The organism is Methanobrevibacter sp., from assembly GCF_017447225.1.
Taxonomy (GTDB): Archaea; Methanobacteriota; Methanobacteria; order Methanobacteriales; family Methanobacteriaceae; genus Methanocatella.
In genome coordinates this window covers 26,040-48,232 of sequence record NZ_JAFSNZ010000032.1, presented here as the reverse complement: position 1 = coordinate 48,232, position 22,193 = coordinate 26,040, and the positions used below count along the sequence as shown (strand labels likewise).

The 22,193-nt window shown below is 34.9% G+C and carries 21 protein-coding genes and 1 tRNA gene; 9 read left to right on the top strand and 13 right to left on the bottom strand.

What is annotated here, in order from left to right:
• Window positions 1-21: 21 nt before the first annotated feature.
• On the top strand, window positions 22-1,290 hold the full coding sequence (gene glyA, locus IJQ68_RS03030) for a serine hydroxymethyltransferase (protein ID WP_292796783.1): 1,269 nt from the start codon (window positions 22-24) through the stop codon (window positions 1,288-1,290).
• Window positions 1,291-1,296: 6 nt separating this feature from the next.
• Complete coding sequence (locus IJQ68_RS03025; protein WP_292796780.1) at window positions 1,297-1,989, top strand: dihydromethanopterin reductase (acceptor); 693 nt, start codon at window positions 1,297-1,299, stop codon at window positions 1,987-1,989.
• On the opposite strand, the gene IJQ68_RS03020 is transcribed toward IJQ68_RS03025, so the two are convergent.
• Both IJQ68_RS03020 and IJQ68_RS03015 read right to left on the bottom strand, forming a co-directional pair.
• A complete protein-coding gene (locus IJQ68_RS03020) occupies window positions 1,982-2,275 on the bottom strand; it encodes a DUF192 domain-containing protein (RefSeq protein ID WP_292796777.1) in 294 nt (97 codons plus the stop codon). The genes IJQ68_RS03025 and IJQ68_RS03020 overlap by 8 nt on opposite strands.
• 70 nt (window positions 2,276-2,345) lie before the next feature.
• Window positions 2,346-3,011, bottom strand: a complete 666-nt coding sequence (locus IJQ68_RS03015; RefSeq protein WP_292796775.1) for a DsbA family protein — start codon at window positions 3,009-3,011, stop codon at window positions 2,346-2,348.
• Window positions 3,012-3,172: 161 nt separating this feature from the next.
• Between IJQ68_RS03015 and metK the strand changes: the two genes are divergently transcribed.
• The 5 genes from metK to IJQ68_RS02990 all read left to right on the top strand — a co-directional run bounded on the left by metK (window position 3,173) and on the right by IJQ68_RS02990 (window position 12,281).
• Complete coding sequence (gene metK / locus IJQ68_RS03010; RefSeq protein ID WP_292796772.1) at window positions 3,173-4,339, top strand: methionine adenosyltransferase; 1,167 nt, start codon at window positions 3,173-3,175, stop codon at window positions 4,337-4,339.
• A gap of 162 nt (window positions 4,340-4,501) precedes the next feature.
• Entirely contained in the window at window positions 4,502-7,741 is a 3,240-nt protein-coding gene (ileS, locus tag IJQ68_RS03005; protein WP_292796770.1) for an isoleucine--tRNA ligase, read from the top strand.
• A 10-nt stretch (window positions 7,742-7,751) separates the two neighbouring features.
• On the top strand, window positions 7,752-9,890 hold the full coding sequence (gene purL / locus IJQ68_RS03000; protein ID WP_292796768.1) for a phosphoribosylformylglycinamidine synthase subunit PurL: 2,139 nt from the start codon (window positions 7,752-7,754) through the stop codon (window positions 9,888-9,890).
• Window positions 9,891-9,914: 24 nt separating this feature from the next.
• Window positions 9,915-11,132 (top strand): gephyrin-like molybdotransferase Glp, encoded by a 1,218-nt coding sequence (gene glp / locus IJQ68_RS02995; RefSeq protein WP_292796766.1) that lies wholly within the window; start codon window positions 9,915-9,917, stop codon window positions 11,130-11,132.
• Between the two features lie 15 nt (window positions 11,133-11,147).
• Window positions 11,148-12,281: a site-2 protease family protein gene (locus IJQ68_RS02990; protein ID WP_292796764.1), complete on the top strand. Its 1,134-nt coding sequence runs from the start codon at window positions 11,148-11,150 to the stop codon at window positions 12,279-12,281.
• Between the two features lie 208 nt (window positions 12,282-12,489).
• Here the strand turns inward: IJQ68_RS02990 and IJQ68_RS02985 are convergent, their stop codons facing one another.
• Complete coding sequence (locus IJQ68_RS02985) at window positions 12,490-12,903, bottom strand: ferritin family protein (protein ID WP_058740194.1); 414 nt, start codon at window positions 12,901-12,903, stop codon at window positions 12,490-12,492.
• 20 nt (window positions 12,904-12,923) lie between these two features.
• Window positions 12,924-14,150 carry an FprA family A-type flavoprotein gene (locus IJQ68_RS02980; protein WP_292796753.1) on the bottom strand — a complete coding sequence of 409 codons (1,227 nt, stop codon included), beginning with the start codon at window positions 14,148-14,150 and terminating at the stop codon, window positions 12,924-12,926.
• A gap of 230 nt (window positions 14,151-14,380) precedes the next feature.
• On the opposite strand from IJQ68_RS02980, the gene IJQ68_RS02975 reads away from it, so the two are divergent.
• On the top strand, window positions 14,381-15,139 hold the full coding sequence (locus IJQ68_RS02975; protein WP_292796750.1) for a V4R domain-containing protein: 759 nt from the start codon (window positions 14,381-14,383) through the stop codon (window positions 15,137-15,139).
• Window positions 15,140-15,141: 2 nt separating this feature from the next.
• Here IJQ68_RS02975 and cobI read toward each other — a convergent pair whose 3' ends face one another.
• Entirely contained in the window at window positions 15,142-15,843 is a 702-nt protein-coding gene (gene cobI, locus IJQ68_RS02970; protein ID WP_292796747.1) for a precorrin-2 C(20)-methyltransferase, read from the bottom strand.
• 76 nt (window positions 15,844-15,919) lie between these two features.
• On the opposite strand from cobI, the gene IJQ68_RS02965 reads away from it, so the two are divergent.
• Window positions 15,920-17,749 (top strand): helicase C-terminal domain-containing protein, encoded by a 1,830-nt coding sequence (locus IJQ68_RS02965; protein WP_292796744.1) that lies wholly within the window; start codon window positions 15,920-15,922, stop codon window positions 17,747-17,749.
• Window positions 17,750-17,752: 3 nt separating this feature from the next.
• Here IJQ68_RS02965 and IJQ68_RS02960 read toward each other — a convergent pair.
• From IJQ68_RS02960 to hpt, 8 genes are all read right to left on the bottom strand, one after another.
• Window positions 17,753-17,826: transfer RNA gene (locus IJQ68_RS02960), tRNA-Arg, on the bottom strand.
• 13 nt (window positions 17,827-17,839) lie between these two features.
• Complete coding sequence (locus IJQ68_RS02955; protein WP_292796742.1) at window positions 17,840-18,814, bottom strand: topoisomerase IV; 975 nt, start codon at window positions 18,812-18,814, stop codon at window positions 17,840-17,842.
• A gap of 11 nt (window positions 18,815-18,825) precedes the next feature.
• Entirely contained in the window at window positions 18,826-19,137 is a 312-nt protein-coding gene (locus IJQ68_RS02950; protein WP_292796739.1) for a transcription factor S, read from the bottom strand.
• 81 nt (window positions 19,138-19,218) lie between these two features.
• Entirely contained in the window at window positions 19,219-19,635 is a 417-nt protein-coding gene (locus tag IJQ68_RS02945; RefSeq protein ID WP_292796736.1) for an NUDIX hydrolase, read from the bottom strand.
• A gap of 36 nt (window positions 19,636-19,671) precedes the next feature.
• Complete coding sequence (locus tag IJQ68_RS02940) at window positions 19,672-19,947, bottom strand: DNA-directed RNA polymerase subunit L (protein WP_292796733.1); 276 nt, start codon at window positions 19,945-19,947, stop codon at window positions 19,672-19,674.
• Window positions 19,948-19,961: 14 nt separating this feature from the next.
• Window positions 19,962-20,534, bottom strand: coding sequence for an exosome complex RNA-binding protein Csl4 (locus tag IJQ68_RS02935; protein ID WP_292796730.1), 573 nt, complete (start codon window positions 20,532-20,534; stop codon window positions 19,962-19,964).
• 75 nt (window positions 20,535-20,609) lie between these two features.
• Window positions 20,610-21,608: a diphthamide biosynthesis enzyme Dph2 gene (gene dph2, locus IJQ68_RS02930; protein ID WP_292796727.1), complete on the bottom strand. Its 999-nt coding sequence runs from the start codon at window positions 21,606-21,608 to the stop codon at window positions 20,610-20,612.
• A gap of 1 nt (window position 21,609) precedes the next feature.
• On the bottom strand, window positions 21,610-22,179 hold the full coding sequence (hpt, locus tag IJQ68_RS02925; RefSeq protein WP_292796724.1) for a hypoxanthine/guanine phosphoribosyltransferase: 570 nt from the start codon (window positions 22,177-22,179) through the stop codon (window positions 21,610-21,612).
• Window positions 22,180-22,193: the final 14 nt, after the last annotated feature.

The following is a 22,193-nucleotide window of genomic DNA, read 5'->3' as shown; positions in this document are numbered from 1 at the left end:
ATTTAATTTTAGGTGTAGTAAATGACTAATTATCATGACGAAATTTTAAAATTTGAAGAAATTGCAAAAGAACATACTCAATATATGAGAAACAGTATTAATTTGATTGCTTCTGAAAATGTAACCAGTGTAGAGGTTACTGAAGCTTTAGCAACTGATTTTGCTCACAGATACGCTGAAGGTCAGGCATTCCAAAGATTTTATGAAGGATGTCAGTTCGTTGACCAGGTCGAAGATATGACCAAAAAACTTTCATGCAAAGTTTATGACTGTGACTATGCTAACGTTCAGCCTGTTTCAGGTGTAACCGCAAATCTAGCAGCATTCTTTGGATTTGCAAAACCTGGTGAAAAAGTAATGGCTTTGGAAGTACCTTCCGGAGGACATATTTCCCACGCAGATGTAAGTGCAGCAGGTATCCGTGGATTAAAAACCGTATTCCATCCTTTAAACAAAGATATCATGAACATTGATATCGATGCAATGAACAAAAAAATCCTCGAAGAAAAACCAAAAATAATCTTGTTCGGAGGAAGTTTATTCTTATTCCCTCATCCTGTTAAAGAAGCTCGTGAAGCAGCTGATGAAGTTGGAGCAACTATCATGTACGATGGAGCTCACGTATTAGGTCTTATTGCCGGAGGCCAATTCCAGCAACCTCTTAAAGAAGGAGCAGATGTAATGATGGGAAGTACCCACAAAACATTCCCTGGTCCACAGGGAGGAATCATCCTTTCACACAAAGAAAATGAAGAATTAATCGACAATGCAGTATTCCCTGGTGTTGTAAGTAATCACCATTTACACCACTTGCTCGGATTAGGTATTGCAACTGCTGAAATGCTGGAATTCGGTGAAGCTTACGCAAAACAAACCATTAAAAATGCTCAGGCATTAGGTCAGGCAATGTATGAATTAGGATTCGATGTATTATGTGAAGAACAGGGATTCACCCAATCACACCAAATTGCTGTTGATTTAAGTTCCATTAGATCAGCATCTGATATTGCCCGTGAATTGGCTGACAATAATGTTATCTTAAATAAAAATCTCCTTCCTGGTGATGACAGAGACAATTCCGATGATCCATCAGGTATCAGAATCGGTACTCAGGAAATTACCAGAAGAGGTTTAAAAGAAAAAGAAATGTCTGAAGTTGCTGAATTCATTAAACGTGTTGCTGTTGACAAAGAAAACATCGCTGATGAAGTTGCTGAATTCATGAATCAATACGTAACTTTAGATTATGCATTTTCCGATAAAGACGCTTATCAATATCATAAATTATAGATTACTATGAGAATAGGGTTTGCTTTTACTGGAGCAGGTCATTTACTAAATGAATCTGTTCAAGTTGCTGAAAAACTGGCTCGAGACCATGAAGTAACCATATTTCTTTCAGGTGCTGCGGAAGAAGTATTGAAAATGTATGGCCTTTACGAAAGGGTTACCAGACTGACTGGTGGCAAATACAGAGAGCTTGCTACAGATTCCAACCAAAAGTTTTCATATCCAATAACAGGCAGACTCTCACTTGGTAAATATGATTTACTGATAGTATCGCCTGCAACGGCAAATACGGTTTCCAAAATCGTTTATGGTATTGCAGACACATTAGTGACAAATGCTGTTGCACAGGCAGGCAAAGGTGCTGTTAAGACATTCATGGTCCCTGTTGATATCCATCCGGGACCAATTGACACTGTTCTTCCATCCAAAATGGAAGCCAGCAAATGTCAAAAGTGTGATGAGTGTGTTGCGGCTCTTGTATGTCCTGAAGGAGCGATTATTCCTCATGATGAGATTGATTTGACAAAATGTGTCGGATGTGGACAATGCAGGAATTCTTGTCCCTATGATGCAATTTCAGAAGGAAAAATCATTACAATCTACATGAGAGACATCGATATTGAAAATACAAGGAAATTATCTGAAATTGATGATATTCAAATTTTCGAACATCCTGAAGATGTTTTGGAGTTTATCTAAACTCAATTTTTTCTCCTTTTTTTAAATTTAAAAAGTTTTCTTTAGTTTCCAAAATATATTTTGCTTTTTTTGATGGGCTATAGAATTTCCAGGGTTTCAGTGTGGTCTTATCAATAATGACTTTATTTTCATCTAAAAAATAAGCATCAATTGTAAATCTCATAAAACATGTATGGATGCTTGATCCGTATTTTAAAATGAATAACAATCCGTAATCAATGTCTTTTTTAAACATCAGTCCAAGTAATCTTTTGAAATAGCTGTCTGCATATTTTATCCTAATCATGGAATATAGCTTTTACGGAACTTTATAATAAATTTAACTCATTTTTAAAAGCAATATTGCTTTGAGGAGGTTATTCTAATTTATCTTCAATGTCTCCACTTATCAAATCTTTTAAGGCATTTTTAAATCCTTCAATAGTTAATGCGCCGGGAATTGCAAGGGTTTCATCACCTTTTTCAATGAAATAGAATGGAACGGAATTAACGCCATTTAATCTGGCATCATCTTCATCAATCTGGACTTCAACTTGGTATTTATCACTGTTCAACATTTCTTCGATTTCATCTTTGTTTAGACCTTCAGATGTTCCGATTTCAATCAGAACTTCTTTATCTGACAAAGTTTTTCCTTCACACAAAAAAGCCTGGGACAATTTTTCACAAATATTATCAACTAATTCATCATCCATTTTGCTTGAAGCCAGCTTCACTAATCTGTGAGCATTTCTTGAAGATGTAATTTTGCTGTTGGAATAATCATAATTTAAGCCTTCCTGTCTTCCAATCTCATCAATTTCTTTAAGCTCATCTATAGCTTCAAACTCAGGAATACCATATTTTCTCGCATAATGGTTTTTCATGGGAGTAGCTATTTCATCACTTTCTTCCGGTTCAAGTTCAAAAGCTTTCATCTCCATTTTGATATCCAAATTCAGTTCATCTATTGCCTTTTTAAGTCTTGTATTTCCTATATAGCAATATGGACAGTTGAAGTCGCTCCAATATATGATTTTCATATTTAATGTTTTGTTATTTTTCTTATTAAAAAATTAGTTTTTTTCTATTTTTTATCTCTTCAATTTTAATAATTTTTATATAATATTTTAGATATAACTTATAGTGACTATTTGATTTGTTAATAAAACACTGAATTAAAATTGAATATTGGTGATAAAATATGAATGAACTAGGTAGAACATTTACATCAGAATCAGTAACTCAGGGACATCCTGACAAGGTTGCGGATATTATTTCTGATGCTATATTGGATGCATATATGGCACAGGATAAAAATTCACATGTTGCATGTGAAACTTGTGTAACAACTGATTTTTGTATGGTATTTGGTGAAATAACCTCATCAGCTCATATCTCAGAAGATGAAATTGAAAAAATCATTAGGGATACAATCATTGAAATTGGATATGACAATCCCGATTTAAAATTTGATGGTCACACATGTAAAGTTGAAAATAGACTTCATGAACAATCTGCGGACATTAATCAAGGGGTAGACCGTGGAGAAGAAGAAACCGGAGCTGGAGATCAGGGAATGATGTTCGGTTTTGCAACTAACGAAACCGATTCATTAATGCCTTACCCAATTGATCTTGCCCGTAAATTAACTAATAAATTAACTGAACTCAGAGAAAGCGGGGAAATCCCATATTTAAGGCCTGACGGTAAAGCACAAGTCTCTGTAAATTATGATAAAGACGGCAACGTCGTTTCACTTGATGCAGTGGTATTGTCAACCCAGCATGATGAGACAATGTCAGAAAATCAGGAACAGTTAAAAGAGGATATTCGTGAAAAACTCTTCAAAGCTGTTATTCCTCAAGAATTAATGACTGAAGATACTAAAGAGCACATCAATCCGACAGGTAAGTTTGAAATTGGAGGTCCTCACGGGGATGCAGGCCTTACAGGCCGTAAAATCATTGTCGATACCTATGGAGGATATGCCCGCCACGGTGGAGGAGCATTTTCAGGTAAAGACTGCACTAAAGTAGACAGAAGCGCATGTTACATGGCAAGATACATTGCTAAAAACATCGTAGCTAGCGGACTTGCAGAAAAATGTGAAATCCAATTATCCTATGCAATTGGAGTTGCAGAACCGACTTCAGTTATGGTGGATACTTTTGGAACCGGTGCAGATGTTGACTTTGAAAAAATTGTACGTGAAAACTTCAGATTAACACCTGATGGAATCATCGAAACCTTAGGTTTAAGAGATGTTACCTACAAACAAACCGCTAAGTACGGTCACTTCGGTATTGAAGGTCTTCCATGGGAAGAAACCGACAAAGCTGAAGATTTAAAAAAGTATATTAAAAACTAAATCTGACTTTCCTCTTTTGAGGATAAGTTTTCTATTTTTTTATTTCTATTTTTCGTTCAAAATCTTTTAATTTTTTAAAATTTTAAATATTGCAATAAACTTTATTTAATATTTAAAACAAAAATATAAGTATTATAAATTATTAATTTTTGAGGAGTTACAATGCCAATAAAAGAGGCAGAAAAATCATACGATCATGATAAAATAGAAAAGAAAGTTCAGAAATTCTGGAATGAATTTGAAACTTTTAAAAAAGTTAATGAACTTAGAGCAAGTGGTCCTAGATACTCATTTCTGGACGGTCCACCTTACTGTAGTGGTAGAATACATTTAGGTACAGCATGGAATAAAACAATTAAAGATACATACCTACGTTTTAAATCCATGAATGGTTTTAGCCTAAGGCGTCAGGCTGGATGGGATATGCACGGACTTCCAATCGAAAATAAGGTAGAGCACCTAATGGATATCCAGTCCAAACAGGAAATCGAAGAGACAATTGGAATAGCTGCTTTTGTAGACAAATGTAGGGAATTTGCTATGGAAAACAAAGTTGCAATGGAAGAGCAGTTTGACCAGTTGGGTGTCTGGATGGATTGGGATGACCCTTACATGACTTTGGATCCGAAATATATGGAATCCTCATGGTGGACACTTAAAAGGGCAAATGAACAAAACCTGCTTGTAAATGACCAAAGGGTAATCAGCTGGTGTCCTCACTGTGGAACAGCTCTTGCAGCAGCAGAAATTGAATATGAAGAAAAAGTCGACCCTTCCATATTCATTAAATTCCCGGTAACCGGTGAAGAAAATACATATTTCCTTGTATGGACAACAACTCCATGGACATTGCCGGCAAACCTTGCAATTTGTGCAAATCCTGAATTTGATTATGTTTACGTTTCAAAAGACGGTGAAACTTATATTTTGGCTGAAAACCTGATGGAAGCGGTTTTAGGAAAACAGGTCAAAATCCACAGAACCAAAATTCCTGCAGAAAACGAAGGCGAAGAAGATAAAATCATCGAAGAAAAAGAAGTAATGTATGAAGTCATTAAAACAGTAAAAGGTGAAGAATTAATTGGAATGGCTTACGATTACATTTTAGCTGATGAAATTCCAAAACAGATGGAATTTGACTCAGAAATTGAAAAAGTCCACACAATATTGCCTGGAGATCATGTAGAACTTGGTGAAGGTACCGGTTTGGTACACACTGCACCTGGACACGGTCCTGACGACTTTGAAGTCGGTCAAGCTAACGGTCTTCCAATATTCTGTCCTGTAGGTGAAGACGGATGCTTTACCGAAGATGCAGGCAAATACGATGGAAAATTCACAAAAGATGAAAATCAGCAAATCATCGAAGATCTGCAGGCTAAAAATTTAATGTACAGGGTTGAAACTATTGAGCACAGATACGGAGTATGCTGGAGATGTAAAACTCCAATCATATATCGTGCTACCAAACAATGGTTCCTGAAAGTCACAGAAATCAAACAGAAAATGTTGGATGAAATTGCAAAAGTCGAATGGGTACCTAAATGGGCTGGAGAAGGTAGATTCCATGATTGGGTAGACAATGCACGTGACTGGACAATTTCAAGACAAAGATACTGGGGTATTCCAATTCCTATATGGGAATGTCCTGACTGTGGCGAGCTGAAAGTAATCGGTTCTCTTGACGAGCTCAAATCCGAAGCATTAAATGAAATTAATGTAGATGATGCTGAACTTATTCACAGACCATACGTTGATGAAGTTGAAGTAAAATGTGATTCCTGCGGAAAAGCAATCAAAAGAATTCCTGATGTGTTGGACGTATGGATTGACTCCGGTGTAGCCGGGTGGGCTTCACTGTACTATCCTGAAGAAAAGGAAAAATTCGAAGACTGGTATCCATATGACTTCATTACTGAAGGTCACGACCAAACAAGAGGATGGTTCTATTCACAACTCGGAACAGGGGTAATTTCAATGGGCAGAAGTCCATATCAAAAAGTATTAATGCACGGTTTCGTTTTAGATGAAAACGGAAACAAAATGTCCAAATCTTTAGGTAATGTGGTATCTCCTGAAGAAGTGATTGAGAAATATGGAGCAGATGTTTTAAGATTCTATTTATTATGGGCCTCAAAACCATGGGATGACTTAAAATTCGTATGGGACGAACTCCTTAACATCAACAAGATGTTCAACATTTTATGGAATGTATATGTATTTTCAACAACTTACATGTCTTTAGACAACTTCAATCCTACAGAAATAACTGAAGATGATATTATTCTAAGGTCTGAAGACAGATGGATTATTTCCAAGGCCAATACTTTAGTCAAAGAGGTTGGTGAAGATTTCGATAAACTATTCTTCCATAAAGCTACTCGAAAAATTAATAATTTCATATTGGAAGACTTAAGCCGTTGGTATGTAAGGCTTATTCGTGGCAGAACCTGGGTTGAAAGTGACGATCCGGATAAATTGGGTGCTTATTACAGTTTATACACTGCCCTTACTAAATTAATATACGTATTATGTCCTATAGCTCCTCATGTATCAGAAGAAATCTATGAAAATCTTGTAAAAGGCGTCAATCCTGATGCTCCTGAAAGTATTCATATGAATGATTGGGCATATGATGAAGATGCAATAGATGTGGAACTTGAAGCTAAAATGGATGTTGTGCGTGAAGTAATTGACGCATCAATCAGGGCTCGTGACATTGCTCAATATAAACTCAGATGGCCTGTATCTGACATCACTGTCGTATCTCAGGATGAAGATGTTTTAAAAGCTATTGAAGAGTTAACTGATATTATTAAAGACCAATCTAATACTAAAGATGTTTTATGCGCCAGTGAATTTGAAAAATTATCCTTCAATGCAAAACCTAACCTCAAAACTTTAGGTCCAAGACTTAAGGGAGATATGGGCAAGGTAATGGCTACATTAAAACAGGGTGACGGCAATCAAATCAAAGCTGACCTTGAAGCCAACGGAAGCATAACAATTGAAGGCCATGAACTGTCCGGTGATGACGTATTGTTCGATTCAGAACTTCCGGATGATTTCGTTTCATCAGAGTTTGAAGGCGGAAACGTATTCGTAAATACAAACATTACTTTAGAAATTAGACAGGAAGCAATGGCTCGTGAACTTATAAGAAGAGTTCAGGACATGAGAAAAGATTTGGATTTGGATGTTGAAGCAAACATTGACGTATGTGTCGAAACAACATCAGAATTTAAAGATTTAATTACTCCTCAATCAGAATTCATTTCTCATGAAGTCAGGGCCAGAAGTTTAACTATTACAGACAGTGAAGTTTGCGATAAAGCTAGTGATTATGAAAAAGAATGGGATATAGAAGGCGAAAAAGTAATAATATCCATAAAAAATATCTAAGGTGTTTAAAATGACTTTAACAGATTCTGAAGTAGAATATATTGAAGGTATTCTTGGTAGGAAAATGAATGAACTGGAAGAAGGAATGTTGGATGTAATGTTCTCCGAGCACTGTTCATACAAAAGCAGCAGACCAATTTTAGGTACTTTTCCGACTGAAGGAGAAAATATTATTTTAGGTCCCGGTGACGATGCAGGATTAGTGTCCGTCACTGACAAATATGCTCTTGCAGTAGGTATGGAATCTCACAATCACCCATCAGCTATTGAACCATACGGTGGAGCTGGAACCGGTATCGGTGGAATTCTAAGAGATATTATTTCAATGGGTGCAATGCCTATAGCTCTTCTTGATTCATTAAGATTCGGTCCTCTGGAAGATGAAAAATCAAGATACTTATTTGAACATGTTGTAAAAGGAATTTCAGATTACGGTAACCGTGTCGGAGTTCCAACAGTTGCAGGTGAAATAGAATTTGATGAATCTTTCAGAACAAATCCTTTAGTTAATGTAATGTGTGTGGGACTTGTTGAGAAAGATAAAATCGTACGTGGTCAGGCACCTTATGTCGGAGATGTATTCTTCCTTATGGGAGGAACCACAGGCCGTGACGGTATTCACGGAGTAACTTTCGCATCTGAAGAATTGACATCTGACTCTGAAACTGAAGACAGACCTGCTGTACAGGTAGCAGATCCTTTCACTAAAAAAAGAGTATTGGAAGCATCACTAGAAATATTGGAAGAAATTGATGTAAGTGGTGTTAAGGATTTAGGTGGTGGAGGTCTCACCTGCTGTATTTCAGAGCTTGTAGATGAGTCTGACAATGCGGCATTTGTTGACTTACGTTCAATTCCATTAAGAGAAACCGGAATGACTCCATATGAGATAATGTTATCCGAATCACAGGAAAGGATGGTTTTCGTATTAAATCCAAAAGATGTTGAAAAGGCAAAAGAAATCTGTGATAAACATGAAATTGTCTCAGCGGTAATCGGTGAGGTAAGAGAAGGCAATAACATGATTATTTCCGATGAGGGCGATGAAATCGCTAACTTACCTACAATTTTACTTGCAGACCCACCATCCTTAAACAGGCCATTAGAAGAAATTCCGGAAGATTTGGAACCTGTTGTTGTAGAACATCCTCCAGTTAAGGAATCCTTACTTAAATTATTGTCTTCACCTAATATAGCTTCAAAAAGCTGGGTTTACAAACAATATGACCATGAAGTTCAGGTCAGAACTGTTGTAAAACCGGGTGATGATGCAGCTGTTTTAAGAATTGATGATACAACAGCTATTGCTCTTACAACTGATTCAAACACAATCCATACCAAATTGTCTCCATTTGACGGAGCTGCAGGTTGTGTTGCAGAAGCTATCCGTAATGTTGTCTCAATGGGTGCAACCCCATATGCGGTAGTTGACTGCCTTAACTTCGGAAATCCTGAAAAGCCCGACATATTATGGCAATTCAAGAGAGCTATTGAAGGAATGAGTTTGGTGGCTGAAAAATTTGAAGCACCTGTTATCAGCGGTAACGTAAGTTTCTACAATGAAACTGAAGGTATTAAAATCAATCCAACTCCTGCTGTAGGTGTTATTGGAGTGGAAAATATTGAAAATATCAGAACCATGGACTTTAAAGATGAAGGAGATAAAATTCTTCTGATTGGGGAAACATTTGATGAGTTAACAGGTTCTGAATATCACAGAACTATCCATGACATTGAAAAAGGTGTTGCTCCAAGAATCAGAATTGATGATGAGGTTGCTAATGCAAAAACAGTATTAAACTTATTGGATGAAGATTGCGATAAAAATATTTCTGCGATTCACGATGTATCTGCTGGAGGTTTGGCTATTGCACTTTCTGAAATGGTAATGTCTTCAGGTATCGGTTGTGATGTTGAATTGACATCTGATGAGCTTGATGAAAATCAGCTACTTTACTCTGAAAGTCACGGCAGATATTTAATGACTGTTAAAGCTGATGCGGCTGATGATATTTTATCAAAAATAGATGTTCCTGTAACTGTTATAGGGGAAGTTAAAGGTAATGTCTTAAAAATTAATGAAAATGAATTTACTATCGATGAATTAAAAGATTCATATTACGGAGTCATTGAAAAATATATGGCGTAAATAGATTAGTTGGCTGGTGTTTATATGTTTTTATCAAAATTAGACTCTTTAGGAAATGCTTTAAAACTTATTGATGAAAATCAAAAAGTAATGGATACGGAGATTATTCCATTGGTTGAAGCACATAAAAGAGTATTGGCTGAGGATATTATAGCATATCACAACTCACCTCCATTTGATAAATCTGCAATGGATGGTTTTGCACTTAAAGGGGAAAATACATTCGGTGCATCTCAATCCAATCCTAAAACATTAAAAATTGTTGATGCTATAGGTGCTGGAGATTTTTGCGACAAGACAATTAATGAGGGGGAAGCAATTGTCATCGCTACCGGCGCACCTGTCCCTGAAGGGGCTGATGCTGTTTTAATGAAGGAGTATACTACAACAGATGGTGATGAGTTAACTATTTATTCTCAAGTTACTCCTGGAGAAAATGTTTCTCCGAAAGCTGAAGATATTGAAAAAGGAAATCAGATTCTATCTAAAAATACTTTTATTAGGTATCAGGAGATGGGTTTAATAGCTTCAGCGGGATATGCAAATGTTGAAGTTTATAAAAAACCTAAAATTAAGTTAATTATTACAGGTAATGAGTTAGTTGAACCTACAAAAGAAGAAATGGACAAAGCTAAAATCATTAACTCTAATCAATACACTATTAAAGCTATGATTGAGGATGCTGGAGCTACTGTTAGCATTTCTCATGCTGGAGATACTTTTGAAGAAGTAAGGGATGAAGTATTGAAAGCCAGTGAAGAGTATGATGTTATCATGACTACTGGCGGAACAGCTATCAGTAAAGGTGATGTGGTATTGGATGTTGTGGATGATTTAGGTGAAATATTGTTCCATGGTGTTGCAATAAGGCCTGGAAAACCGATTGGTGCAGGAATTATTAATGGAAAAATGATATTCACATTTTCTGGTCAGCCTGTGGCTGCAATGACACAATTCGATATATTTGCACGTAAATATCTATTTAAAATGCAAGGAAGAGATTTGAATTGGCATGTCGTTAAAAGGGAAGCTAAACTGAAAATTCCTTCTCAACTTGGAAGGACTGATTATATTCGTGCATTTTCCGATGATGACTATGCAAGGCACATCCTTAATAGAGGTTCCGGCATCATCCGTTCAATGGTTGAAGCTAACAGTTACATAATCATAGATGAAAATGATGAAGGATATCAGAAAGGTGATATAGTGGATGTTGTCTTTTTCGATTCTTTACTTTGGTAGGGTTGTGGTGTTTAAATGAATGGAATTTATTATTATTTGGTAGCTTTCTTTGTCATCTGGACAGTGGCTTTAATATTTAATAATAGATTATCCACTCATGGTTTTTCAATAGAGTTTCCGGTGATAATGTGGAGAACAGAAAGGCTTAGGGGACTGATTGCCCGCATTGCTAATATATCTCCACGCTTTTGGAAATATTTCATGACTCTAGGTATTTTTGTATCGTTCGGAGCAATGATATTCATGGCATGGCTTCTTGTGTCATCCCTGGAAACTGTTACAACGGCTCCTTCGGTGTCTCTTGTTATTCCTGGTGTAGAAATGCCGGGTTCATCAATTTATGTTCCTTTGGGATATGGACTGATAGGACTTGCAACGGTTCTTATAGTTCATGAATTTTCACATGGAATTTTGGCTACTGCTGAAAAGATAAGCATTAAATCTATTGGACTTTTATTGTTCCTAATTATTCCAGGTGCTTTTGTAGAGCCTGATGAGGCTGAATTAATGGCTTCTAAAAAAATATCTCAATTAAGGGTTTATGCTGCAGGTTCAATTGCAAACATGTCACTGGCGGCAATAGCTCTGGTATTGTTTTTAGTAATATCATCATATGCTATTCCTGCTAATTTTCAGGAAAACGGAATTGAAATCAATCGTGTTGTAAGTGATTCTCCTGCAAGCGAATATTTGAAAGAGGGCATGATTATAGAGTCTATTGACAATCATACCGTCGACAACTCAGATAGTTATCTGGACATTGTTGGATCATTCAAACCGGGTGATAATGTAAGTGTCGGCACTAATGAGGGTACTTATTCGCTGACATTGGATAAAAATCCTAATAATGAGTCTGTAGGATACTTTGGTATTCAGGCTGGAAAACATTATGAATTAAAAAATAATGCTTTCGGTCCGCTTCCATGGATTTACTTTAATTTGCTTGAACTGTTCCAATGGATGTTTATTTTAAACCTGGGAATCGGTACATTCAATCTGCTTCCTATGAAACCTTTGGATGGGGGTAAGATGCTTGAAATACTGCTCAGCTATAAACTTCCGGAAAATCAGTACAAACCTCTTGTCAATTCAATTTCAGTGATAATGGCAATGATTATTATTTTCAGTTTAGTTGCAAGTTTCATCTAATTTTGTCATCACATGTATGGCAAGTAATTTTTTATTTATTTTATTTACTCACCTTTTTATTATTTTATAGTTAGCTTTAATAATTTACTTAGTTTTCATATTATTCTACAAAAATATTAATCGTTATTTTAAGTAAATTATATTCTTTTGGCGAGTGGTTTTTTGGTTAAAAAAATAAAAAAATTGAAAGATAAATATTTCTTTCAATTTAGAAGTATCTTTCTAAGATGCCTTCTAAGATTTTGTAGTGACGACCTTCGTCTTTGGAACTTTCTCTGAAGAAATCAGCAGCGGTTTCGATTCCAGCTTCTTGAGCTTTTTCGGAAGCTTCTCTTTTTTCAGCGTTAGCCATTTTTTCTCCGCCCATCATCCATTCGATGTTAGCTTTGAGGTCATCTTTGATGATTCCGTTCATTTCACAGAATCTTGCTGCATGTTCAGCTTCTTCCCATGCTAATCTTTTGAATACTTCAGCTAATTCTCCATAGCCTGCTCTGGAAGCTTGTCTGGACATTGCTAAGTAGATACCTACTTCGTTTGTTTCTCCTTCAAAGTTTCCTGCTACAAATTTTTCTACAGGGGTTCCTTTTGTAATACCAATTTCATGTTCGTATTTTACCATATTAATACATCTCCTTTTAATTATAATTCTTTACAAGCTTGTGCTAGTTTTTTACCTAATTCATAGCTTGCTTCGTTTTCGTCATCGGTTGGTACGAAATAAATTTCTTGAGTGTCAATTATATCGAATCCGCAGTTACCTAATTCTTCAGCGAGTTTATCAGGAGCTCCTCCTCTTCCACCCATGGAACCGAAGGTAACAGCTTTTCTTTCAATGCCTGTTCTGTTGAATAAAAGACCTTTCAGGTAGTACATGATGTCTCCGATACTTGGGTATGGAACATCGTTAATGGTTGGGTCTCCGATTGCAACTCCTTTACTGGTTAGGATACTTTTAACAATTTCTGATCTTTCATCTTCGTGTAAGAAGAAGATTTCAACATCGTATCCTTCAGATATTGCACCTTCAGCAATTTCGTGAGCCATAGTTTGGGTTGAGTAGTGCATTGTGTCGTAGATGATTGTGATTTTGTCTTCACATACACCGGTTGCCCAGTTTTGGTATGCTCCAATAATTTGCATCGGGTCAGTCCAGATTTGACCGTGGGATGGTGCGATTACTTTGATTTGTTCGAGTAATCCTAATTCTACTACTTCATTTAATTTTTTAAGCACTAATTTGGAAAGTGGGGTAATTAAGTTTGCGTAGAATTTTTGAGCAGCATCCATTAATACGTATTCAGGGATTTCGTCACTGAATCTTTTGGTGTAACATAAATGTTGACCGAATGCATCGTTAGGGAATAGAATTCCGGTATCGTCTGCAAGTAAGGTAAACATACTGTCAGGCCAGTGGAGTAAGAATGCATCTAAGAATGCTAAGGTTCTTCCGCCAACATCTAATGTGTCTCCGGTTCCTACAGTTATGAATTCAGCACCTTCTAATTTAGGATAGTGTTTTAAAAGTCCTTTTACTGCAATTTCGGTACAGTAAATCGGTGCTTCAGGGAATCTTTTGTGTAAGTCATATAAAACACCGGAGTGGTCTTTTTCAACGTGGTTTTGAATGATGTAGTCAACTTTTACGTCTCTGCCTTCTTGTGCAAATGCATCATCAATACGTGCCATCATTTCAGCTGTTTTTCCAGGGTAAGCATTATCAATAATTGCTGCTTTATCTTCTCCAAATACAATGTATGCATTGTATGTGGTTCCATCTAAGGTGTATCCGTGGTAGCTTCTTAAATCCCAGTCAAGAACACCGATCCAGTATACTCCTTCAGCTATTTTTTGAGCATTAGCTTTCATAATATATTCCTCAATTAAATTTGTTTGAATCCATACGAATGACATATGAATTTATTATATTTATGTTAAAGAAAATATATATAGATTATGTTTTTCTGAACTGTTCGTTTTTTGTAGTGAACATTAAATAATATTCATCGCTTTTTTTATGGATTTACTATTATTTTGTATATTTTTTTAGTTAATTTTATTAACCTTAAAAATTAAAATTTTCTATTAAGAGGTGCAAAATGGCAGATGAAAAACCAATACAAATTTTCTCTAATCCCGAAAAAAATATTGGCGTAAATGTTGTAAAAAGTCCAGTAAAACTTACAATTCTAGAAATGCTAAGAGATAGCGAAATGGAATTTGATGAAATTGTCTCAAATACAGGTAAATCAAAATCTACTGTTTCTGTCCATTTGAAAAGTTTAAGAGAATCAGGTATTGTATCATTTAAAATGCATCCTGAAGATAATAGAAAAAAGATTTTTTATATTAATTCCAAATATTTGGGTTCCGTTAACTTATCAGAACAAAAAGAAATTGAAGAAACCCAAAAAGATTATTTAATTGACAATATTGTTAATGATGATGGTGACTTCACAGTTTTATTATTCCACACATTAAGATCCATGCTCATTCAGGAGGGCATAAATATTGACCCTGTCCTTCAGGCAACAGGTGTTCGCATAGGCAAATCTATTTTTGATTCATTGTATGATGACGATTTGGATGTATTTTTAGAAAATATCGCTTCATTCTGGGAAGCCAAAGGTTTAGGCAGAGTTTTCTTTGAAGTTGGAGATATTATAAAAATCACTGCCCTTGACTGTTTTGAATGTCAGTTATTGCCAAAAACAGGTAAACCGGCATGCTTTTTGGATACCGGAATTTTTGAAGCACTGTTTTCAGAATACTTCAATTCACCTGTCAGTGTCATTGAAATTCAATGTTATACTATGGGTGATGGTAAATGTGTTTTCGAAGTTGAACCGTTCAACTGAACTCAATCATCCAATTTTATGATTGTGGTTGTAAGATAAGGTTTATCTTTTGAAAATCCATCGATTATTTTTTCATTTTCACGAGTACAGTTTTGAACAGAATAAATGTCGGTTGTACGTTTGTTGTTTTCTATTTTTAGCTCTAGTTTTCTCATATTTCTTGATGCTTTCATTAAAGCTATTGCATTACTGTATTCCATAACATCATCCAATCTGTCGTCAATTTTTGGAACAACTGATAAAATATTGTTCTGCTCCACTAATGCTTCATTACGGGCAGCTGCGCAGGCGGTGAATGATGTAATTCCTGGTACGGTTTCTATTTCATAGGCTCCTTTTAATCTCTTTTGAACATATGAGTATGTACTGAATATTGAAGGATCTCCAAGAGTTATGAATGCAACATCACGTCCGCTGTCCAGATATTGAGCAATTAACTCAGAAGCTGAAGTCCATACCTTTTCAAGTTCATCTTTATTTTCTATCATAGGAAATATTGGTTCTACAAGCATTAATCTCTTGTAGTCTTTTCTTTTTTCGATTATTGGCTTGACAATTGAAAGTGCTATACTTTCATTTTCTTTTGATGATTTCGGTGAAAAAATAACCGGAACACTTTCCAGAATTCTTGCGGCTTTTAAAGTTAATAATTCTGTGTCTCCTGGTCCAACACCAATTCCAAACAATTTTCCTCTTTCAGTCATATTATCACTTATAAATATTTCTTTTCAAATGCTCTTATATAATTTATTTATAGTATACTATACTAATATATTTTTGATGTCAAATTCAATGTTTTGTCCAAATTGTGGTATGCTTAAAAGCAATTGTATCTGTAAACATAAAACCTCTGTTGAAAATGAGGGTTCTACTAGTCTGTTTAGTTTTTCCAAGCCTCAGACATCTTCAATATTGGATGATGAGATACAGGAATCCTATTCGATTGAAGACCATAAGATGCAAGTCAACAGATTTCTTGAACTTAAGGATTTATATCCGAATATAGATGACGAAATCATTGAGAATTTTCCGTTTTATGAACCAAGATTTGGACAGCTTGAGATTATTCAAAATATTGATGATGCAATTAAGCAGGGATATAAATATATTATTCTGGAGGCCGGTACCGGTACAGGCAAGTCTGCAATCGCAACAACACTGGCTAAGATGTATGGTTCAGCTTATATTCTAACAATGACAAAGCAATTGCAGTCACAATATAGTGATGAATTCGAATTCCCATTAGTTAAGGGAAGATCCAATTTTTCATGTTTGCATGATGGTCTGGATGTGACCTGTGATATGGGGGCCTGTAAAACTTCTCCTACTTCCAGCAACTTCTTCTGTGAGTTTGGGGTTGCTAAAAATCCGACATTGGATGCTGAGCTTGCTTTTGAAGATTCCTTTGGAGGAGCTGTATTTTATCAGTCACCTGTACATTGTCATTATTGGGAACAGAAAACCAATTCCGTCAATTCTCCAATAACTTTGATGAATTATGACTATGCTATAGCAGAACTGAACTATGTGAAGCATTTTGGTACCCGTTCATTACTTATACTGGACGAGGCTCATAACATAGAATCTAAACTGATGAATACGATGGAAGTCAATATCTATAATCACCGTTTGGAAAAGGATATCAGTAAAGTAATTTCCAAAGAAACTTTAAAGGATGGGGAACTTCAGGATTGGCTCATGGAAATTTCAGCTATTTCCGAGTCATATGAAGACATTGACATTAAGGATTTATCAAAAAATAAAGCTGACAGGATTCGGTCTACTATATCAAGACTTAAAACACTTAAGAAAAACCTTGAAAGCGAGCCTGAAAATTGGGTTATTGACAGTGATGAAAATGGAGTTTCATTCAAGCCGTTAAGGGTTCATCATTATGCCAAAGACAGCTTACTTAAATATGGGGATGTTGTCATATTCATGAGTGCGACTATCCTGTCAAGCAATCTTTTCTCTAAATGGTTAGGCTTATCTCCTGATGAAGTTTATCATATCAAAGTAGACAGTCCTTTTACAAAAGAAAAAAGGCCGATTATTTTAAATTTGGCAGGAAAAATGTCTAAAAACAGAATTGCCAAAACGGCTCCTAAAACGATTCCTATTTTAAAGGAAATTCTAGAGAAACATAAGGATGAAAAGGGGCTCATTCATACTAACAGCTATAAATGTCAGCATTTCATCAATAATAATCTGATTAACTCAAGATTAATATCTCATAATTCAGAGAATAGGGAAAGGATTCTTGATTATTTCGAAAAAGATGAAAATCCTTTAGTTTTGGTTTCTCCTTCAATGAGTGAGGGTGTTGATTTGCCTTATGATAAGTGCAGATTCCAAGTAATTTATAAAATACCTTTCCCATATTTGGGAGATAAACAGATTAATATGCGCAGAAAAAAGGACCAGAAATGGTATGCTTATAAAACAGTAATGACTTTAATGCAGGCATATGGTCGTGGAATGCGTGCTGAAGACGATTATTGTTACACTTATATTTTAGATTCTGATATTAATATGGTGCTAAAAAGTCCAATTTACAGATCATTAGTCCCGGACTTTTTTAAAGAAGCTGTTGTTCGAGTTAAAAAGTAAAAACGGACCTGGAGGGATTTGAACCCCCGATTTCAGGATCCGAAGTCCTGTGTCATTCCTGACTAGACCACAGGCCCATATGAATATTATTTATTTTTTATTATCAAGCTCTTCAACATCGGCAAAGATTTCATCAATAGATTCTCCGTCAAGTTGGGCTTGTTCATAGTCTTTTTCTTCAATTTCTTCTTTTATAAGACCTTTTTCATCATCAGATTTTTCACGTGCTGGAGGAAGGTCTTCAACATTAATTTCTTCTTCAACAATTTCTTTTTTATTATTGGATTTGTCGATGGTTTTTGAAAATGAGTTTTTTAGGTTATTTTTGAGTTCGTTCATGTCGAACTCGCCAATCTTATAAGATTCTTTGTCTAATGGAATATTGCTTTTTGGGATGGTTGGTTCTTCTTTTTTAGTTTCAACTTTATTTAAAGTTTCTCTTTCCTTTTCAATATCGTTTATAGACTCCATCATAGAATCAAATGGAGTTTTAAAGTTAAATATTTTAAATAATCCATAGATAAGTAATAATATTCCAATAATTAATAAAATAACTACTAAAAAGTTGTTTTCACCAGAAACAACATTATCGATAATTCTATCTGTACCTGAATTGTAAACTATTACTGAGGCAATAATAAATATGATTCCAAGAATTGAACTAATAATGGCTAAAATTGGTTTTTCACCTATTTTAATGTTAACTAGATTATCAAAGTTCTCACTGATGTCATCATCAAAACCTGATGGTTTATTGATGATTTGTGATTTTTCGTCTAATTCCTCATTAATGTCTGCTTGAATAATAAAGTTTTCATCAATTTCAGCATCATCTTCTAAATTCAGTGCATAAGGAGTATCTTTTCCTGGGCGATAAATGTATTCATCATCAATTTCGAATTCTTCATTGTTTTCATTTAAGAAGTTGATTAATTCTTCATCTTCTTCGAATTCCTCTTGATTACCCATAATTTCTAATTTTTCTTCATTATCTTCTTCGGACATATGGTCAATCATGTCCCTTAAATTAGAAATCCTTTGCTCTTTTTCTTTAGAATCTTTCATATCAGTTCCTCTTAATCATAATCTCTCCACTTATGACCGCAGCTGGCACACTCAAAGAATCTTGTAGGTGCTTCATCTGCACTACGGGTTTGTTTGAGCTCATAATATGCTTTTTTATGACCACATTTTGGACATACTTCATTAATTTGTGATCTTAAATCTTCAGCTTCACCCATATTAACTACACCTTGTGTCTCGTTTAATTTTGCTGAAACAGAATATTCACTTTTATTTGCGGATAAATCTTTAGTATATCCACATGAACATTTAAGTTTATTATCGGTAGGAAGTAACATTGCTCCACATTCTGGGCAAAATTCCATTTTATCAACCTCTTATTTTTCTTTATTCTAATTTTAATTTTTTTTTTAAATTATTTAAAGTTATACTTTTTTAATTTAATTTCACCTAGAAATTGAATTTAGGCAATCATTTATAATTTTTTCATGATCAAAAGCAAGATTTATTTTTTCTAAATCTTTTTTTGAAAAAATATTTATATCACATGCATCGTCTGCCGCTTTCATCTCTTCCATATTTCCTTTTGCTGCATATGCAATGGATATGGTATGTCTTCTTGGATCTCTGTTAGGGTCTGAATAAACGCCAACCAAATGTTTTAACTCAACTTTTATACTGGTTTCTTCCAGGGCTTCTCTTACGGCAGCGTCTTCCACACATTCATTATAATCTACAAATCCTCCAGGCAACGCCCAAAAATCCTTATAAGGATCATTTTTTCTTTTGATTAATATGAAATTCAAATCATCATCAAAAATAAAAATGTCTGTCGTTACACTGGGATTTTTATATTTTCCCATAATATCACATAAAAAATAGAAAATAAAATATTGAAGTTATAAGTTTTCTTCAATAAGTTGTTTGAAAGATTCACTTTCTTTTTTGAGCTCTTCAGCAGCTCTTTTTAATGCAGCTTTTGGATCTGCACCATTTGTCTTAATGGTCATTATTGGTTTTCCTGTTAAAGGGTGGTCTATATTATAAACTGCAAATTCAACGTCTTCATCTTTCATTAGGATGTGTCTGAGGGCATTACATACGCCGTGACTTTCATCTTCAATTTCAAATTCTATTTCGGTTGCAGTTTGTTTAAGAATTTTGATATCATTCATTTTATCTACCTTATTTATTCGTTAACATAGTTTATTGAAACTTTACGTTTTTCTTTTCTATTACAAGTATTACATTGAACTTCGTTTTTCTTTTGGGTGGTGTGCATATAATCTCTGCAACGTGTACACATTGCTTTTAATACACCGCAATCTTTATCTACAGTACTTAAATCAACATTATCTCCAGTTATTTTAACTACTTTTGCTTGCACGATATCTCCTATTCTGAATGCATCACCTAATTTTTCCAAGTAGTCTTTTTTTGCTTGGGATATGTGTATCGCTCCCATGTAAGGTAATGCTAATGGTCTAGGGTTATCTTTAATACACTCAATGTTAAAATTTGCTCTTTGTGGTTTTATATCGGTTATCTGACCATATACAATATCTCCTTTCTTTAAAAGAGCAGGTTTACCAAATTTTGAGTCTACAGAGATAATTCTTCTTTTTTGATTAATCTTAACGTTTCCTAGTACTGATGATTTAATTTCTCCGTCGTCATCATAAGTACCTTCTCCAGGCACATATTGTTCAATTATTCCTAATTTATCTCCTGGCATTACAATTTGTTCTTTTTCTTCGCCCATATTAAATCACCAAAGTAAGAAAAAATTTTTATTAATATAATAATTTTATTCAAATCTATATTTATATTTAGTGTACTATCTTCTTCTAAAAAGTATTTCATCCAGCTGATAATTCTCCCATTCTCTCTTATTCAGAACAATTTCAAGTTCTTGAGGTGTTATTAACGGTTTTTTATACATTTGAGAATCATCAATAGCTATTCTAGGACATGCTGTTACTATGAACGCATCCAAATCAAGATATGGTAATAATACGTCAGGATTTACATTGTCCAACATTATTATGAACCCTTCCATTCCACTGTCCTTTAGCAGTTTTTTTATTTCACGTGCAAGTTCCATTCTGTATTGTCCTTCTTTTGAGGATACTATAATTCCCCATTTTCTTGCTTCACGTGCTTTCACGATTCTTGCAAAACGGATTCTTAGGATTCTATCTGCGTATTCGGTCATTTCCCGCAATTCATTGTTGTAGGGGTCAAGTGCAAATACGGGTGCTTTGGTGAAGAGATATATTCCTAACGGGTGAAAATTTCCGCTTCCTATAAATAAAAATACTTCAGCATCCAAATTTTTAATGGAAGAAAAATTACAGCCCAATACCTGACCTTTTCTAGTACTTTTAGAAGACCCAAGAACAACCTCTTTTCCATTGTCCTCAAGAAAGTCTTTCATTTCATTCAGTAAATGTAAATGCTGGGTTGTGGTAACAAGTCCGATTCTGGAATAATCTTTGAGACTTTCAAGACACTTTTTCAAGTCATCTCTAACATCTATATTTGCAAATGCTTCAATGAATAATGTGGGAGTTTCATATCTTATTGGGAGAGGAGTATGGCCAAAGTGAATGATTAAATCAACGGAATCTTTCATTTTGTAGTCGCTCACATCGCATGCTCCGAAACATGGATCTCCGGATATTATAACATTAACATCGCATTCTTCCTCAATTGTGCGTGCAATATTGACTGCCTGCATTTTTAAGCCTTCCGGAAACTGAAGGCCAACATTTTTAATATTTTTGGAATTGATTTTACGGATTACTCTGTCCAAATCCATATTGTAAAGTGACATTTTAATCTTCAATTGTTTTTTCAATTACTACTTTTCCATCAATCACGTCAAGTTTTATTATTGATAGAACTTCAATGCCTGTTTCTTTTTCAACGATTTCTTTTCCTTTTCCTTTTTCAATAACGGCAACTGTTGATTTGATTTCCAAACCTAAATCCTCTAATGTTTTAATTAGAGCAATTAAGGTTCCACCAGTACTTACGACATCATCGATGAGCAAAATCCTTTCAGTGGCATGCAGATCATTAATATAAAGGTTTGATGAGCCGTATCCTGTTTTTTGATATACCTGCTGTTCTCCTTCAAGTCCATATTGCCTTTTACGGATAACCACAAAAGGAATATCAGTTGCAAGGGATAATGCAGTAGCCAAATGGATTCCCATGGCTTCAACAGCAACAATTTTATCAATATCCAAATCAGCATATTTATAAACTGCTAGAGACAGTTCACGCAGCATTTTAGGATCCATTGCTGGAACACCGTCACTTATAGGATTAACAAAATAATTGTAATCTCCTTTCTTAACAATTGGGGATGCTTCCAAAGATTTTTTCACTTCTTCTAACATAGTATCACACAAAA